Source organism: Shewanella sp. GutCb, assembly GCF_002836135.1.
Lineage (GTDB): Bacteria > Pseudomonadota > Gammaproteobacteria > Enterobacterales > Shewanellaceae > Shewanella.
Genome location: NZ_PJBL01000001.1, coordinates 394321 through 409698, shown reverse-complemented (window position 1 = coordinate 409698; position 15378 = coordinate 394321). Strand labels below are relative to the sequence as shown.

The window sequence follows — 15378 nt, the reverse complement described above, 5'->3', positions numbered from 1 at the left end:
CGTTAAGCTTTGAAACATCAACTTCTGGATACCAAAACCGTTTATTTTTTTTAAACTCTATAACTAACTGTTCCACTTGTGCATCCTTACATAGAAATAAACACCAAAACTTTCATGGCATATAACGCCCTGTTAACCGGCAATAAAATAGTTGGTTAAAATAAGCGACGCAGGAGCAAAAACCAACTGTTTTTTGTCCTTGTTTAACAGCTTGTTATATGTATGTTAATTCAAGTCTATTTCAGGGTGCTCTTTAATCCCGTACATTTTTTCCATTATTTTTAAGTAAAAATCTAAAGGGGGCATCTTCATTTCTTCACGCCGTTTATCTACATTAGTTTCATCTTCTATGGGGCTAAACTCAACTTTACCTTCACTCACGTCAGCTTGAGTACCATAGATTTGTTTCTTTCCTTGTGCAATAAGAACTCTATCAGTTAAAAGAGCAACTTGTTGTCCGCTAACACCTTCGCCATTCAAATATGATTGCTTTAAATAAGGAAGCATTTTTACTTTAAATGCAACATCAGGTGAATGCTGGATGACTAAAAATGCTGCTCCAACGCCCTTAACTCCGACTAAATCCTTTGTTACCCAATAATGCTTTTTAATGATAGCTTTAAGTTTTCCTGTATTACTCTCATCTATTTTCATCATTTTTTCTAGGAGTGCTTTAGGTGGGTTTTGCCACCCAGCTTCTCCTATTTTGTTTCGAATATGTTGATCTTCAATTTCCATTTCAATTAGTTCTTTTTGCAGGGGAAGGTTAATTTCGGCAAAAGAATAAAAAGGTATTATCAACAGTAAAAATAGGTGACGCATCAACTGAACTCTCCTTGTACATATAACGCCCTGTTAACAGGCAAAAAATAGTTGGTTAAAATTAGCGACGAAGGAACAAAAACCAACTGTTTTTTGTCCTTGTTTAACAGCTTGTTATGTTTAAAATTGATAACCAGCCTGGAATAGACCACCAACACCAATACCGTCTTTTTCATTTCCAGCGACTAGAGTAAAACCAAAGTTAAATCCAGCGTTACCTATGCCTCTAAGAAAATAATGATATCCTAAGCCTGCACCATATACAGCCTCGTGATCATAGTTGTCATACTCACTCCCAACAACACCAAGATATAAACTTGCGCCATGTTTAGGGGTTTGAAAGTCAAAGATATCCGTTTTGACCCAGCCAACACCGACACCACAAGTACCGCCGTAAATTGAAGAGTAGCTAACACAACCAGCAGATACATATTTCAGGTCATTTTTAGATTGAATGCCTGCATTAATACCAACACCGCTATAAAAGGCACCAGCGCCCATACCAAAGGTAAAGTTATCGTTTGCTAGTGTTTGAGTTGATAGAACTAAAGCGAATGAAGCTAGAAGTGATTTTGTGATTGTTTGCAAAAGTGATCCTTACTTTATTTAAACATAACATTTTAATATACGGCTTGCGCGTTTTGCCAAGCCATGTTGAGAAAGCGGGCACAGTAAAAAAGCTAGAAAGTTAATTAATAACAGATAATTAAACATTTACGCTTAAAATTATATCCAATACATCTAGGGATAAAAGTGAGTCGCACACTTTGCTTTCTGGTTATCTGAACTTTTCATGAACGCATACTTACATCTTACTGAATTTATACAAGTTACTAACACTGCACAATAGTAAAGCGTGAATTGAATCTAAGAAAGTGCTCTGTTTCCACAAATAAACCAATAATACTGTATATCCAACCACCCTTTCTTACTTAATCCAATGCGGCTTGCGTCTATGCCATTTGAGCTCGTTTCTAACTAGTTTCGGGGCAGAAGTGAGTTACCTTCAGACAAAGGCGATTCCAATGACCTGCGGTGGTGCTGCACAAGGATGTGCCAATGTCGTGATCACATGGATGTGAATGAACGACCGCATGTGCAGACGCTACTGAGGCACGCTTTTCGCCATCCATGGCCGCTCTGCGGTTTCATCCCTGAAACCGAAGGCCTCAGCCGCATCTACACTGGATTAGAAAAGCGTAAACTCTAAGCATTTGAGTTCTTAATTTAAAAACGTAAAAACGTAAAAACGTAAAAACGTAAAAACCAACGTGGCACAAAACTAACAGAAAACACTCATTCCCCATCGAAGTTGCCGAAGTACGTTGAAGAAAGAGCCGTAATGCCCACACGGATGTGGGCATAGCTTTCGCGGGACAGGATGTCCCATCGGAAGCGTTAGGCTATTTCGAATAAGTATGAGGTCTGTACTCAACGCATGTAACTTCGTCGGGGCGCTGCGGGTTTGTTAAGGGGGACAAGCGCTTTCCCCCTTGACTCCGGTGTGGGCGAAGCGCCACGACTTTGGTCAAGCGTAGCTTGATAAAACTAATAGATAACAAAAACGTTTTGGGGCACAAAAGATTTAACTTCTGGCGATAGTGGTTCCAATGACCTGCGGTCGGCGCATGTGCAGACTATCCAAAGGGGTATTCAGGGTCCTCCCTAAAAAAACAAACCAATTGGTGCGTTTACCATGCTAAGCTTTTATCTTAATCACAACCTCAACAATACTCTGCGCGTATATTCGACCCTATGAACAAACTAAGCCGAAATGAAAGACTGACTGTTATCTTAAAACTGCTCAGTGAACATAAAACCTTATCAAATGCACAACTCGCCAAGTTACTTCAGGTGACGCCAAAGACCATTCGTTGTGATCTGGTGCAGCTCGAAAATGAACAGCAAGTGATAAGGACGCATGGTGGTGTTCAAATTTCTGCTAATTTCGATGCCGATAAATATTGTCTGGATAGATTACTGTCTCAGTTAACTGCCAGCAAAACGTTATCAGGTCTTATGACTCAGAACCTCATGGAAAATAGGGTCAACAACATGAAAAATAATATTTTTATACTCGGTTCCTTTAATGTCGACATCGTCGCCACGTTGGAGCGTTTTCCACAACCGGGTGAAACCCTGCATGCGCTAAGCAACAATATTGGCGCTGGCGGCAAGGGAGCCAATCAAGCCTATGCTGCGGCTAAAGCTGGAGCCAATGTCACCTTCATGACCAAAATAGGCAAAGATCAATTCAGCCACTTTGCCAAAGAGCATCTCGCCGCAACAGGAATAGATAAGACAATCATTGTCGAATCTGAAAAATCCCCAACAGGCAATGCGCTTATTTATGTCTGTGAAACAAGCGGCGAAAATATGATTGCGGTGCATTCAGGTGCTAACACCGAAATAACACCAGCAGAGATCTTACAGGCTGAACAACATATCGTTAGCGCTAATCTGTTTTTGACTCAACTCGAAAATAATATCGACGCCATCAGACAATCGATGCAGATAGCGCATACCCATGGCGTTAGAGTGGTACTCAACCCGGCGCCTTACCATGAGGACACGCCTTCATTATTAAAGTATGTCGATGTGATTACCCCCAATGAGACCGAAGCCTCTTTAATGACGGGGATCGAGGTTACCGATCTCAGCAGTGCGAAACTGGCGGCAGAAAAAATTAATCAGATGGGGGTTAATACTGTGGTGATCACCCGTGGCTCTCAAGGTGTTCTTGTGTATGAAAACGAGCAGTTCAAAGAGGTGGCAGCCATTAAATGTGTTGTAACTGATACCACAGGTGCTGGAGATGCCTTTAACGGCGCTCTCGTTGCTCAAATTGTAAAAGGCGAAACTCTGTTCAATGCCGCAAAATACGCCAACGCGTACGCATCCTTGGCTGTTGAGCGTGAAGGTGCTGCCAATATGCCAGATGCTAGCTTAGTGGCTGCGCGGCTATAGCGACCGTTAGCAAACAGTAAACGGCTTGCAAGAAAAAAGCGTAGTGTTTAGCACTACGCTTTTTTGTTCTTTGGCTTTATTAGAGGCTTAAATAAAAGTCCTCTTAATAAAAGCCATTTCAATTCAACCGCCTATATTCGGGCGCCTTAGATTGAACCCATTACGCCTTTTTGTGGCTGTAGTCGATAATGCTCTTTCGGTAAATTTCTAGCAACTCAGTATCGTTAACCGCAACACCCACACGTTGTGGTGGTTGGGTTTCCCATTCGTCATGCATGTAAATTCGACCATCAAATTTTTGTACCGTCATGCCTTCAGCGGGGCCTTCGGTGATCACTCGAACAGGTCCTTCTCTGAGCGTAAACAACTCTGGTTTAATCACATAGGCAATCGCAGAAGGGTCGTGGACATGACAAGCATCCAAACCGACCTTCTCTTTATAAAATTTAAGGTAGAAGCGACTGACATCCCAGATAAACTGTCCCACTTCGCCAGCATCATCACGCAGTTTATCGAGATAATCTGCGGTGAAGAAGCTTTGCTCGGTAACATCCAGTCCAATAATAACCACCGGCCATGAAGCACCGAACACGATATCGGCCGCATGGGGATCGTCATGAATATTGGCCTCCGCAAAGGGAGTCACATTGCCACGGTGATCGTTAACGCCGAATGCGCCGCCCATGATGACCACTTCTTTGACCAAATTAACAATATTAGGCTCAGCTTGCAGCGCTAAGGCCAAATTCGTTAACGGGCCAATTGCTACAATAGTGATCTCATTGGGCTCTGCCGTTACCGCATCGATAATGTATTGATAGGCTGGTCGAGCGTCAGCCTCACCTTCAACCTCGGCTGGCACTTGAACATCACCGAAACCGCTTTCGCCATGTACGGCAACAGTAGGGCCAACAGGAGGCCTAACCAACGGCTTACCAGTACCTTCGGCCACATCAGCTGCAAAACCATATTTCTGCTTTAGATAAAGCGCATTATGCGTCGCGCCTTTGATGGTCACATTGCCATATATTGTGGTGATGGCTTTGAGCTCAATCTCCGGATGCGCCTCAGCGAACAGGATCGCCATAACATCATCAATACCCGGATCTGTGTCTAGAATTATTTTTTTTACCATTGAATCTATCATCCTGTTAGTCGCTACGTTTCATTCTTTAGCTCCCTGTTTAGGGTTAAAAGAAGATAAAGAATGCATTAATGAAAAGTTTAGCAGCTTAAGCGTGCTACTTAAGCATCGACTTAACCACTATCGGTTAGTGTTGACTCATCCTGCTACCAATATGCAGAGTTTACTCAATATAACTAATATACGAATAGAACTAAAAAATTATACGAGTAGAACCTCAGCTTGAGTGTGATAGAGCCGCTAACTTCCGCAAAAAAGAGAACAACTCAGTTCGTTTACGGCGGATATCGCCTGCAAAGTCTCAATCTAGGACAAAGCAAGCGTGAACTCCGTCACGTAACTCGGGCTAAATATGCCAATGCAGATGCCCGAAATCACAATGGTGTTATCGCGGGCTAATAACGGCGGTCGAATAGTAAGTTTGCGCCCGTTAATGACCACTTAGCTACAATAGCGATAAATGACTAACAAGCATTTAAAGCGAAAGATTACGGTTGAAACTAATTTTTGCTCAAACTTTATTTTCTGCTGATTTATCTGTTTTGGATAATTATCAGACTCTCATTTTGTTTGTTATTAAACAATCACTTGCAACAATCAACCTCCAAGCATAAATCATCAAATTAAATCTGTGATGCAAGTCCCAAACTTTAATAAAGGTTGATAGTTACAGCTCTAACCATTAGAGTTGTTATTAATTGAACGTTCAATTAACAATTGAACTACCAAAATGACTCACAATAATCGTCTTCAGGATCTTGTTTTTTATGCCGCGCCCACCAATGAAAACTGTTCGACAGCAACAGCTCATAGACGCCACATTGGTCTCTGTTGAGCATCATGGTTTGCACCATACCACCATCAATACCATCAGTGGTTTGGCAGGATTATCATCAGGGCTTATTAGTCACTACTTCGGCGGTAAACAAGGTTTAATAGAAGCGACGCAAAAATATCTACTCGATCAGCTTAAACAAGCTTTATTGAGTCGAACAGCAGGTAATCAACTGTCGCCTCTTGAAAGACTGCAGGCGATTGTAGAAACCAACTTTACCGAACTACAACGCTCACGACCGGTAACAAAAACCTGGTTGAGCTTTTGGTCACAAGCCATGCACGAGCAAGGGCTTGCTAGATTGCAACATATCAACAGCCAACGTTTATACAGCAACCTTTTGTTCTCTTTCAAAAAACTACTCCCCAAGGATAAGGCAATCACTGCAGCCAAACAAACCGCAGCAATGATTGATGGTTTTTGGTTACGTAGTGCAATGAGTCACTCACCAGAGAAAGAGTTCGAACAGGCCCAAATTTTATGTAAAGCCTTTATCGAGGCCGTTATCATGCAGTACGGAGCAAATCGATGTCATTAGTTGTTTACCCAAATTACGTCCACGGGCAGGCGCTCTCCAATGAAACGGGCGAAACCTTTGAAGTCATTAATCCAGCCAATGGAGAAGTGAGCTACTTAGTTGAAGTCGCCGATGAGAAGATCCAACAAGCCGTCATTAAAAGCGCACAAGCCGGTTTTAACACTTGGTCAAAGATGACCGCGATAGAGCGCAGTCGCATTTTGTTAAAAGCAGTTGCCCTGCTTCGAGAACGAAATGACGAGCTTGCTGCTATTGAAGTACAAGATACAGGTAAGCCATGGCAAGAAGCCTCTGTGGTTGATGTTGTGACCGGTGCAGACTCTATTGAGTTCTTTGCCGGACTAGCCCCTAGTATCGAAGGCAATCAACAGACCGTTGGCGATGATTTTTATTACACTCGCCGCGAGCCTCTCGGCATTTGCGCCGGTATTGGCGCATGGAACTACCCACTACAGATAGCTTGCTGGAAAGCGGCGCCAGCGTTAGCTTGCGGTAATGTGATGATCTTTAAGCCATCAGAAGAAACCCCACGTGGCGCACTAAAACTTGCCGAAATATTGACTGAAGCGGGCTTGCCCGATGGCGTATTTAACGTCGTTCAAGGCGATGGCCGTGTCGGTGCTTGGCTAACGAATAATGACCAGATTGCTAAAGTCTCTTTCACTGGCGAAGTCGGTACCGGTAAAAAAGTAATGGCTGCCGCGGCAAGCTCACTTAAACAAGTCACCATGGAGCTCGGTGGTAAATCGCCGCTGATTATCTTCAATGACGCAGACATCGACAATGCGGTTTCTGCTGCCATGCTAGGTAACTTTTACACTCAAGGTGAAATCTGTACGAATGGCACTCGAGTATTTGTGCAGCAAGAGATCTACCCTCGCTTTATCGAAAAACTGTTGCAACGTACCAAAGACAACATCATTTGTGGCGACCCAATGGATCCTGAGACCAACTTTGGCGCGCTGATCTCAAAAGCCCATCAAGAAAAGGTGCTTGGCTATATTGAGATAGGTAAGAGTGAAGGTGCTGAGCTACTCATCGGCGGCCACGCACTTACCCCAGAAAACAGCCCTAACGGTTACTTTGTTGCTCCGACTATTTTTGGTCAGTGCACCGATGAAATGACATTAAGTAAAGAAGAGATCTTTGGCCCAGTGATGTCAGTGCTGCCTTTTACCGATGAAGATGAAGTGATTCGCCGCGCAAATGGCACTCGCTTAGGCTTAGCCGCTGGCGTATTTACCCAAGACATTACCCGCGCTCATCGTGTCATTCATCAAATGCAGGCCGGTATTTGCTGGATCAATGCTTATGGTGCATCCCCAGCAGAAATGCCTGTGGGCGGTTATAAAATGTCAGGTGTTGGCCGTGAAAATGGCAGTGAAACACTGAAAGCTTATACCCAAATCAAAGCCGTATACGTTGGTATGCAGCCTCTTGAAAGTCCATTTTAAGGCGCTGATATGACTCAATCTATGAACGAAACATACGACTATATTATCGTTGGTGCTGGCAGTGCAGGCTGCGTGCTAGCCAACCGTTTATCGGCCGACGCCAGTAACAAGGTGTTGTTGCTTGAAACCGGCGGCAGCGATAAGAGCATCTTTATCCAGATGCCAACGGCGCTGTCTATCCCGATGAATACCGCTAAATATGCGTGGCAGTTTGAAACGGAAGCTGAGCCACATCTTGATAATCGCCGTATGCATTGCCCACGCGGTAAAGTGTTGGGCGGTTCATCATCAATCAACGGCATGGTTTATGTGCGCGGTCATGCACGAGATTTCGATGAATGGCAGCAAACAGGTGCCAAAGATTGGGATTACGCCCATTGCCTGCCTTACTTCAAAAAAGCGGAAAGCTGGTCTTTTGGTGAGGATGATTACCGTGGCGTTGATGGCCCATTAGCGGTTAATAACGGCAACAATATGAAAAACCCACTGTATCAAGCTTTTGTGGATGCAGGGGTAGATGCTGGATATTTAGCCACCGCAGACTACAACGGCGCGCAGCAAGAGGGCTTTGGCCCGATGCATATGACCATTAAAAATGGTGTGCGTTGGTCAACATCTAATGCTTACCTAAGACCCGCAATGAAGCGTAACAACCTCACCGTTATCACTCATGCGCTAGTACACAAAGTGTTGTTTGAAACCAAAGCGGGTGAAGCTAAAAAAGCGGTCGGTGTGCATTTTGAGCGCAAAGGCAAGCATCTTGAAGTTAAAGCCAATAAAGAAGTAGTGTTATCAGCCGGTTCGATTGGCTCACCACATATTCTGCAACTGTCTGGTGTTGGCGCCGCGAGTACGCTTGCTAAAGCAGGTATCGAGCAAGTACACGAACTGCCGGGTGTAGGTGAGAACTTACAAGATCATCTTGAGTTTTACTTCCAATTTAAGTGCCTAAAGCCAATATCACTTAACGGCAAGATTGATCCACTGAACAAGTTGTTTATTGGTACTCGCTGGATATTGAATAAGTCAGGCCTTGGCGCAACCAATCACTTTGAGTCTTGCGGCTTTATTCGCTCTAAAGCGGGACTTGAATGGCCAGATCTTCAGTATCACTTCTTACCAGCAGCAATGCGTTATGACGGTAAAGAAGCCTTTGCTGGTCATGGTTTCCAAGTGCATATTGGCCATAACAAACCTAAGAGTCGCGGCAGCGTTAAAGTGGTATCAAGCGATGCTCATGTCGCGCCGAGCATTCAGTTTAACTATCTGTCTCATCAAGATGATATTGAAGGATTCCGTGCTTGTGTACGCCTCACTCGCGAGATCATCAATCAACCTGCGTTAGATGAATATCGCGGCGAAGAGATCCAGCCTGGCACTGCAGTAGAAACAGATGAACAGATAGACAGCTTTGTAAGAAGTTCAGTTGAGAGCGCCTACCATCCATCATGTTCATGCAAAATGGGCGAAGATCCGATGGCAGTCGTAGACTCGCAAACGAGAGTGCACGGACTACAAAGCCTTAGAGTGGTTGATTCTTCAATATTTCCTACCATTCCAAACGGCAACTTAAACTCACCCACCATTATGTTAGCGGAACGCGCAGCCGATCTAATTTTGGGTAAAGCACCACTTGCACCAAGTCGTGCTGCTGTTATTACCGCTAATGACTGGCAACAGCAACAGCGGAATAAGGCACCAACAAGATAGCGCGTTTGATTTGCCTGTTTGTGCAATAGGCAAATCAAATGATGTCACCAGCGACCTGAAGGTGCTCGGCAATCGATATGCCGCATCTTCAAATAGTTGGGTATAGGCAACTGACCAGCCTAAGCCAAGTAGGGCTAAATGGTCTTAATCGCCACGTTTAATTTATCAAACCTTAACTTTCGTTAAAGCGACAGTTAAGGCTTGAGGGATTTTTGCAGCCTAAATTTGCTGCAAGTTGGTAAATATAAAATAAGAAAAGGATTTAAACCTATGTTTTATCTTAACAATAAGTTGGGAGCCCAATAATGACTACTTGGCTTACTATCGGGATATTATTTACTTTTACCGCCATCGCCTTTGTCATTTATCGCTGGGGGAATGTGAAATGTGTTGGTGTTACACCAGTGCGTACCTTTACCTTCATCGCGATTTTGTTTACCTCTGGCTTAGATGTGGGACTGATCATGTTCCCACTGACCGAATTTGCCGGCTACGCTGATTTAGGCGCCAGTCCAGAATATGGCTTTACCAATCCATTGGCCATTGAATTTGGCTTCTGGGCATTTCTCATCTGGGCATTTTACTTTTTAACTTGTTTCTATTTTTGCGTGATAGAACCAAGAGTGAAGTACTTTGAGATCCCTGTGATCAAGTTTATTAACAACATTGTGATTATTGGTACCTGTGCTTTTACCGCATACCTGTTATTAACCAACTTACCTTGGTATCTGCCGGAGATGGGCGATGGCGAAACCATTGTCAGTAGCTTCTATCTCATCGTATTTGTGATTATTGCGGTCGCCGTTTACTCAAGCACCAGTATTCGTTATGTACGCATTCTTAGCTTAGCCAGTACTTGGTTATTTCTAGGTTTGATCGCACTAATGTGGGCCGGTGCTTTCATGTCGGACGGCAGCGGAATTGGTGAGTTTGTTACAACCTTCGCATTAATTGGCGACTACTTTGGCAATATTCATCACTTTGTATTGCCACTGAATGATTACCATGAATTTTATCTTTTCTGGTGGTTTGCTTGGAGCATCATGATTGGCCAGTTCACCTCACGCTTTGTTGGCGGCATGCGAACTTACCAAGTCCTGATCGCGATGATGGTGTTCCCGTCACTGCCAATCGCAGTGTGGTTTACCGTGTTGTATTACTACAGCGCCAATGAGATAGCCACCACAGGGTTCTATAACCTCGCCATGGTCTTTGTGGGCATCACTTTTGTAGTGAACTCACTCGACTCCTTGATCCGCCTTTACACCGACAACCTTAACCTAACCGTTGAGCGCTTTGGCAAGACCAAATACATCATAGGTAATGTTGCTCTAATGAGTAGCCTTACCTTGTTATTCCAACTGAATTTCTTAGAAATTCAGTGGGTTGGCGCCTTAGCGATTGGTCTAATATTGACGTGCTTCGGCTATATCATGACAACTAAATATAAGAAAGTTGCCGCGATTGAACATTCACCAATAGAAAACAAAATTGATTTTAGCAAAATTGAATTAGCTAACTAAAAATAAAAAAGGGAAATGATGAAAACTACAATTAAAAATCTTGCACTAGTAGGGCTATTAGCCTTGCCAACAACCGCATTTGCAGGCGTTAGTTCAACAATTAATGCAACATCTGATTACACCTTTAATGGTGTAAGCCAAACAGATAATGGCCCTGCTTTACAAGCAAGTCTTGATTACGCTGCTGATGCGGGTTGGTATGTAGGAACTTGGGCATCAAACGTTGATTACGGCTCAGGCGATGACACATGGTTAGAGCTAGATTTTTACGGCGGCATGTTCTATCAGCTAAGTGAAAGCGTGTCTCTTGATGCTGGTATTGCTTACTATACTTACCATGGCGACTCTTTCTCAGACGAGTACCAGTATCCAGAGGTTTATACTAAGTTCGGTTACGGCTCTTCATTGGGTCAGTCAGAATTAAACTTCTGGTATACATGGGATTACTTTGGTGTTGATGTTGGTAGCTATGTAATGATGGCTGCGCACACATTTACTGTAGCGGAAGGTCATGACATTCGTGTTAGCTTCGATCGCACGACTTCTACGGATGAAAACAAGTGGGCATGGGATGGTGATGAGGCTTATAACCACTACCGTGCTGAATACATGACGAGCTGGAAAGGTTTCGACTTTAACCTAGCCGTAGAAGACACCAGCATGAACATCGATACCGCCGATACACGTGCTGTGCTATCTGTCGCAAGAACGTTCGCATTTTAGTCTCTGACTCGATATAACCTTGCACCATAGAATAAAAATGCGGTATAACGCTCCGTCGTTATTCCGCATTTTTATAAATTTTAGCTATGTTGGCTATGCAGTTGGATATCAGTAGGAAAGATTATGGAAAAATATGAACAGTTATTGATTTCACTGCGCCAAGTGATCCGTGCGATTGATATACATTCACGCCAATTAAATAAGCAGTCAGGTCTTACCGGGCCGCAGTTAATGGTGATGCAAAATATTGAACAACTTGAGGCTCCACTAGCAAAAGAGATAGCAAAAGAAGTGTCTCTAAGCCCTGCCACGGTGACCACTATAGTCGATAGATTAGAAAGCCGTGAGTTGGTCATTAGAACCCGCAGTGAAACCGATAAGCGTAAAGTTCACTTATCATTAAGTGAGTCCGGAAAAACACTATTAAGTCGCTCGCCAAAGCCACTGCAAGAACACTTTATTACTCGCTATCAAAACCTTGAACAGTGGGAACAAAGCCAACTGCTATCGTCAGTAGAACGTATTGCCTCGATGATGAATGCTGATGAACTTGATGCTGCGCCGGTACTATTGGTAGGGCAAATTCAAGCGGATGAAGTGTCAAAGAGTTAATTGCTACAACGGGTTATTCTTGGGATCTCGAGATTAACCCAACACTAAAACCACCTTACTCTTAAGCTGTGACGCTTTAACAGGGCCGATATCATCGATACCGACACTGTTGTTATTCTCACCTTTAAACCAAAAATCAGATAACGCGTCGTTAGACGACATCTGCCGTACTTTTTCGTGGGCATTCTTTAAGAAGTGCAATGCCATCTCACTTTGTTGTTGACGCTCGTGTAAATGGGCTAAGTTATGCATACCCGCAATCCAGGCGAATAGCAGTTGGCGATCCCCCTCCTCTGTCGATCATTGCGTCTCAATCATCGAGACCGCGAGTTGATAGCAATATTGAGCATCCATCCAAGCAGACTCTTTTTAGTGTTGATTTCCCGACTGCATAACATCTTGCCCATTTTCCATCTCACCACAAACCCCATACTAATGATATTAATTATCATTTAAATCCAGCATGGTTAAACAGGGATCTCAAATGCCGCTTACATAATTTACTTGTTTAGCATGTGCGCAATTTAATTCTCTGGAGGGAATGGTAATAAACAGTTTATTGGGCAGAACTGCTTATTCCTGAACCTAAAACCAGAAATTTAAACCAGGGCAAGTCGAGACCGACTGGGAGTTGTTTAGGAATGAGGTTAGAGTGCGTTAAGAATGAGTTCAGAGAAAAATGAAGAGTGAGCAGATAAGAATGATGTGGTATTGAGCATATTGAAAGCTTCAGAGTGAGTGACTTATTCCCTCACTCTGATGCTCTATAACATGAACATTATAGTTCAAATGGCTTCATCATTGATTTAGACATGAACTCGCTATAAGGATCTTCTTGGTAGTCAGCAAACGGCTTACATTGCTCAAAGCCAAACTGTTGATATAACCTTTTAGCAGGCTCAAAGGCGGCCATTGAGCCTGTTTCAAGGCTTAAGCGTTGATAACCACGTAGCCTAGCCTCGGTAATAATATGCGCTAAGATTTTATGCGCCACGCCTTGTCTTAAGAAGTCCGCAGAGGTGCGCATCGATTTGATCTCGCCATGTTGCATATCAAGCGCTTTTAGTGCCCCAATACCAGCTAGCAACTCACCCTGCCACAGTCCAAAAAAAGTGACGTTATCAGCTTCTAGGCCGCTAATATCCAGCGCATGCACACTCTCCGCAGGAGAGTGCGACAACATATCTTGATGATGCTGCTGTAACAGCACCAGCACTTGTTCGCTCTCTAACTGGCCAACTCGGATCTGCATATTCGTCATCAGTAACCTGCTCTTATTATTGGCTATTTTCTACCAAGTATTCTAAGGATGCGTAAAAATAGATTAATAATATCCATATACAAGGCTGCAGCACTATCCACCGCATTGTCATATGTTTTAGGAATCGCATTGGCTCTTGCCCAGTCATAACCAATATAACCACAAAAAATAATCGCAACGATCCAATCTAAAATCCCGTGATGCGTATTGAATATGAATATTTCAATGAGCTCAACGACGATCACACACAGCAAGGCTATTGTAAGGCCACCCGCTATCTTATTAAAAAACGCAGGATACATTGAACCTAAAAGCATCATCACAAAAGTGACCATCCCAGTAACCCTAATCGCTTCTAGTACAATATCTGGATCATACTGGCTGACCACTAGATTAATAATGAGTCCGAAAGGAACAACGACAAAGTTATAGCCAATGAAACTCACGATCGGACTGTCAGATTTACTAAAAAGATAAATACCCAGAAAACATGAAGCAAAATATCCGACAAAGAAGACAATGGGATTGATACTGCTAATTGATTCAACGGGAATATTTAGAACCATTAACCAGTTTATGGCAAAGCCCCAGATTAGCGTTAAGCCGATAACCAAATTGTAAACAGAAGCACTTATTATCTTGTCATTGGTTTCTGTCCGGCTAAATACATTTACTTCCATTTTATTTCCCTATAATTTGAAATTTGCGCCACATGCATATGGCACATACTGCCTATCTACAAAAGCCTGTTATTATTTTTGGCTCCATTATTAATACCGCGAAAATATCACCATTAAGCCTTTGTTGTAAATTGAATAATCTATAATACGCTGACGAGTATCGCCGAAGTGGCACTTAATATCTCGGCCGCAAGGCCGCAGCTTTAATCCTAATGAGAACTCATAGGTACTTATATCTCGAGTTGTTCCATTGACCTGAGTTCAGCACATATGCAAAGCGATACTTTGCACAACCTCCCACCTTACCCATAAGGCTTTTTCACTAAAGCCTATCACCATGGTATATTAGCGCCCATATTCATTCAGGTAGTTAAAAGGTCATTTCATGAAAATCGGTATTATTGGCGCTATGGAGCCAGAAGTTGCGCATCTCATTGAATCGATGCAAAACTCGACTTCGACCACTATTGCGGGTATCGAGTTTATCGCGGGTCAGTTAGCAGGCAAAGAGGTGATTGTTACTCGTTCTGGTATTGGTAAAGTGACAGCAAGTATTGCCACGACATTACTTATCGAAAAGTATGCACCTGACGCGATAATTAACACTGGTTCAGCGGGCGGTTTCGCTAACGACTTAGCCATTGGTGATATCATAATTTCATCAGAAGTACGTCATCACGATGTTGATGTTACCGCTTTTGGTTATGAAATTGGCCAAATGGCGCAGCAACCAGCAGCGTTTATTCCTGATGCCGCGCTAGTCGCTGCAGCCCAAAAAGCAGTTGCAAGCCTTGGCGAAGTAAAAGCCATTGAAGGCCTTATCTGTACAGGTGATAGCTTTATTTGCGATCCCGTCCGCACAAAAACCATGTTGGAAAACTTCCCAACAATGGCAGCATGTGAAATGGAAGGTGCCGCAATTGCACAAGTGTGTCACCAGTTTGGCGTGCCATTTGTGGTTATCCGTTCGCTATCAGATAACGCTAATAATGATTCACCCGTTGATTTTGACGAGTATATTGTTAAAGCGGGTCATCATTCAGCATTAATGGTCATCGCACTGCTCAAGCAATTAAATTGCTAACGAGTGAGCCAATCTTTTTAAGGAT

At 43.3% G+C, this 15378-nt stretch carries 14 protein-coding genes; 8 read left to right on the top strand and 6 right to left on the bottom strand.

Annotation, left to right across the window (positions count from 1 at the left end):
- Positions 1–225 precede the first annotated feature (225 nt).
- Together CXF86_RS01810 and CXF86_RS01805 are read right to left on the bottom strand one after the other, a co-directional pair.
- Positions 226–822: a DUF6624 domain-containing protein gene (locus CXF86_RS01810; protein WP_102038190.1), complete on the bottom strand. Its 597-nt coding sequence runs from the start codon at positions 820–822 to the stop codon at positions 226–228.
- 120 nt (positions 823–942) lie between these two features.
- A complete protein-coding gene (locus CXF86_RS01805; RefSeq protein ID WP_102038189.1) occupies positions 943–1410 on the bottom strand; it encodes a hypothetical protein in 468 nt (155 codons plus the stop codon).
- A 1167-nt stretch (positions 1411–2577) separates the two neighbouring features.
- Here CXF86_RS01805 and rbsK point away from each other — a divergent pair.
- The gene (rbsK, locus tag CXF86_RS01800; RefSeq protein ID WP_101090507.1) at positions 2578–3789 is read left to right on the top strand and encodes a ribokinase; all 1212 of its coding nucleotides are present in this window, start codon (positions 2578–2580) and stop codon (positions 3787–3789) included.
- A 160-nt stretch (positions 3790–3949) separates the two neighbouring features.
- Here rbsK and CXF86_RS01795 read toward each other — a convergent pair whose 3' ends face one another.
- On the bottom strand, positions 3950–4924 hold the full coding sequence (locus CXF86_RS01795; RefSeq protein ID WP_102038188.1) for a nucleoside hydrolase: 975 nt from the start codon (positions 4922–4924) through the stop codon (positions 3950–3952).
- A 776-nt stretch (positions 4925–5700) separates the two neighbouring features.
- Here CXF86_RS01795 and betI point away from each other — a divergent pair.
- The 6 genes from betI to CXF86_RS01765 all read left to right on the top strand — a co-directional run bounded on the left by betI (position 5701) and on the right by CXF86_RS01765 (position 12328).
- Entirely contained in the window at positions 5701–6306 is a 606-nt protein-coding gene (betI, locus tag CXF86_RS01790) for a transcriptional regulator BetI (RefSeq protein WP_101090509.1), read from the top strand.
- Positions 6297–7760, top strand: coding sequence for a betaine-aldehyde dehydrogenase (betB, locus tag CXF86_RS01785; RefSeq protein WP_101090510.1), 1464 nt, complete (start codon positions 6297–6299; stop codon positions 7758–7760). The genes betI and betB overlap by 10 nt, the downstream gene beginning before the upstream one ends.
- A gap of 9 nt (positions 7761–7769) precedes the next feature.
- Positions 7770–9470 (top strand): choline dehydrogenase, encoded by a 1701-nt coding sequence (betA, locus tag CXF86_RS01780; RefSeq protein WP_101090511.1) that lies wholly within the window; start codon positions 7770–7772, stop codon positions 9468–9470.
- 305 nt (positions 9471–9775) lie between these two features.
- On the top strand, positions 9776–10993 hold the full coding sequence (locus CXF86_RS01775; protein WP_101090512.1) for a choline transporter: 1218 nt from the start codon (positions 9776–9778) through the stop codon (positions 10991–10993).
- Between the two features lie 18 nt (positions 10994–11011).
- Positions 11012–11716: a TorF family putative porin gene (locus CXF86_RS01770; RefSeq protein WP_101090513.1), complete on the top strand. Its 705-nt coding sequence runs from the start codon at positions 11012–11014 to the stop codon at positions 11714–11716.
- A gap of 123 nt (positions 11717–11839) precedes the next feature.
- Positions 11840–12328 (top strand): MarR family winged helix-turn-helix transcriptional regulator, encoded by a 489-nt coding sequence (locus tag CXF86_RS01765; RefSeq protein ID WP_102038187.1) that lies wholly within the window; start codon positions 11840–11842, stop codon positions 12326–12328.
- Positions 12329–12361: 33 nt separating this feature from the next.
- Here the strand turns inward: CXF86_RS01765 and CXF86_RS01760 are convergent, their stop codons facing one another.
- From CXF86_RS01760 to CXF86_RS01750, 3 genes are all read right to left on the bottom strand, one after another.
- Positions 12362–12580, bottom strand: coding sequence for a hypothetical protein (locus CXF86_RS01760; protein WP_102038186.1), 219 nt, complete (start codon positions 12578–12580; stop codon positions 12362–12364).
- Between the two features lie 526 nt (positions 12581–13106).
- Positions 13107–13580 carry a GNAT family N-acetyltransferase gene (locus CXF86_RS01755; RefSeq protein ID WP_102038207.1) on the bottom strand — a complete coding sequence of 158 codons (474 nt, stop codon included), beginning with the start codon at positions 13578–13580 and terminating at the stop codon, positions 13107–13109.
- A gap of 32 nt (positions 13581–13612) precedes the next feature.
- Positions 13613–14269: a Bax inhibitor-1 family protein gene (locus tag CXF86_RS01750; protein ID WP_101090516.1), complete on the bottom strand. Its 657-nt coding sequence runs from the start codon at positions 14267–14269 to the stop codon at positions 13613–13615.
- A gap of 385 nt (positions 14270–14654) precedes the next feature.
- Here CXF86_RS01750 and CXF86_RS01745 point away from each other — a divergent pair, with 385 nt between their 5' ends.
- A complete protein-coding gene (locus CXF86_RS01745) occupies positions 14655–15353 on the top strand; it encodes a 5'-methylthioadenosine/adenosylhomocysteine nucleosidase (protein WP_102038185.1) in 699 nt (232 codons plus the stop codon).
- Positions 15354–15378: the final 25 nt, after the last annotated feature.

What these genes read in the sequence shown, in the direction of transcription:
- CXF86_RS01810 (WP_102038190.1), bottom strand. Translation starts at nt 822, where the DNA reads ATGCGTCACCTATTTTTACTGTTGATAATACCTTTTTATTCTTTTGCC.
- rbsK (WP_101090507.1), top strand. Translation starts at nt 2,578, where the DNA reads ATGAACAAACTAAGCCGAAATGAAAGACTGACTGTTATCTTAAAACTG.
- CXF86_RS01795 (WP_102038188.1), bottom strand. Translation starts at nt 4,924, where the DNA reads ATGGTAAAAAAAATAATTCTAGACACAGATCCGGGTATTGATGATGTT.
- betI (WP_101090509.1), top strand. Translation starts at nt 5,701, where the DNA reads ATGCCGCGCCCACCAATGAAAACTGTTCGACAGCAACAGCTCATAGAC.
- betB (WP_101090510.1), top strand. Translation starts at nt 6,297, where the DNA reads ATGTCATTAGTTGTTTACCCAAATTACGTCCACGGGCAGGCGCTCTCC.
- betA (WP_101090511.1), top strand. Translation starts at nt 7,770, where the DNA reads ATGACTCAATCTATGAACGAAACATACGACTATATTATCGTTGGTGCT.
- CXF86_RS01775 (WP_101090512.1), top strand. Translation starts at nt 9,776, where the DNA reads ATGACTACTTGGCTTACTATCGGGATATTATTTACTTTTACCGCCATC.
- CXF86_RS01770 (WP_101090513.1), top strand. Translation starts at nt 11,012, where the DNA reads ATGAAAACTACAATTAAAAATCTTGCACTAGTAGGGCTATTAGCCTTG.
- CXF86_RS01765 (WP_102038187.1), top strand. Translation starts at nt 11,840, where the DNA reads ATGGAAAAATATGAACAGTTATTGATTTCACTGCGCCAAGTGATCCGT.
- CXF86_RS01760 (WP_102038186.1), bottom strand. Translation starts at nt 12,580, where the DNA reads ATGCATAACTTAGCCCATTTACACGAGCGTCAACAACAAAGTGAGATG.
- CXF86_RS01755 (WP_102038207.1), bottom strand. Translation starts at nt 13,580, where the DNA reads ATGCAGATCCGAGTTGGCCAGTTAGAGAGCGAACAAGTGCTGGTGCTG.
- CXF86_RS01750 (WP_101090516.1), bottom strand. Translation starts at nt 14,269, where the DNA reads ATGGAAGTAAATGTATTTAGCCGGACAGAAACCAATGACAAGATAATA.
- CXF86_RS01745 (WP_102038185.1), top strand. Translation starts at nt 14,655, where the DNA reads ATGAAAATCGGTATTATTGGCGCTATGGAGCCAGAAGTTGCGCATCTC.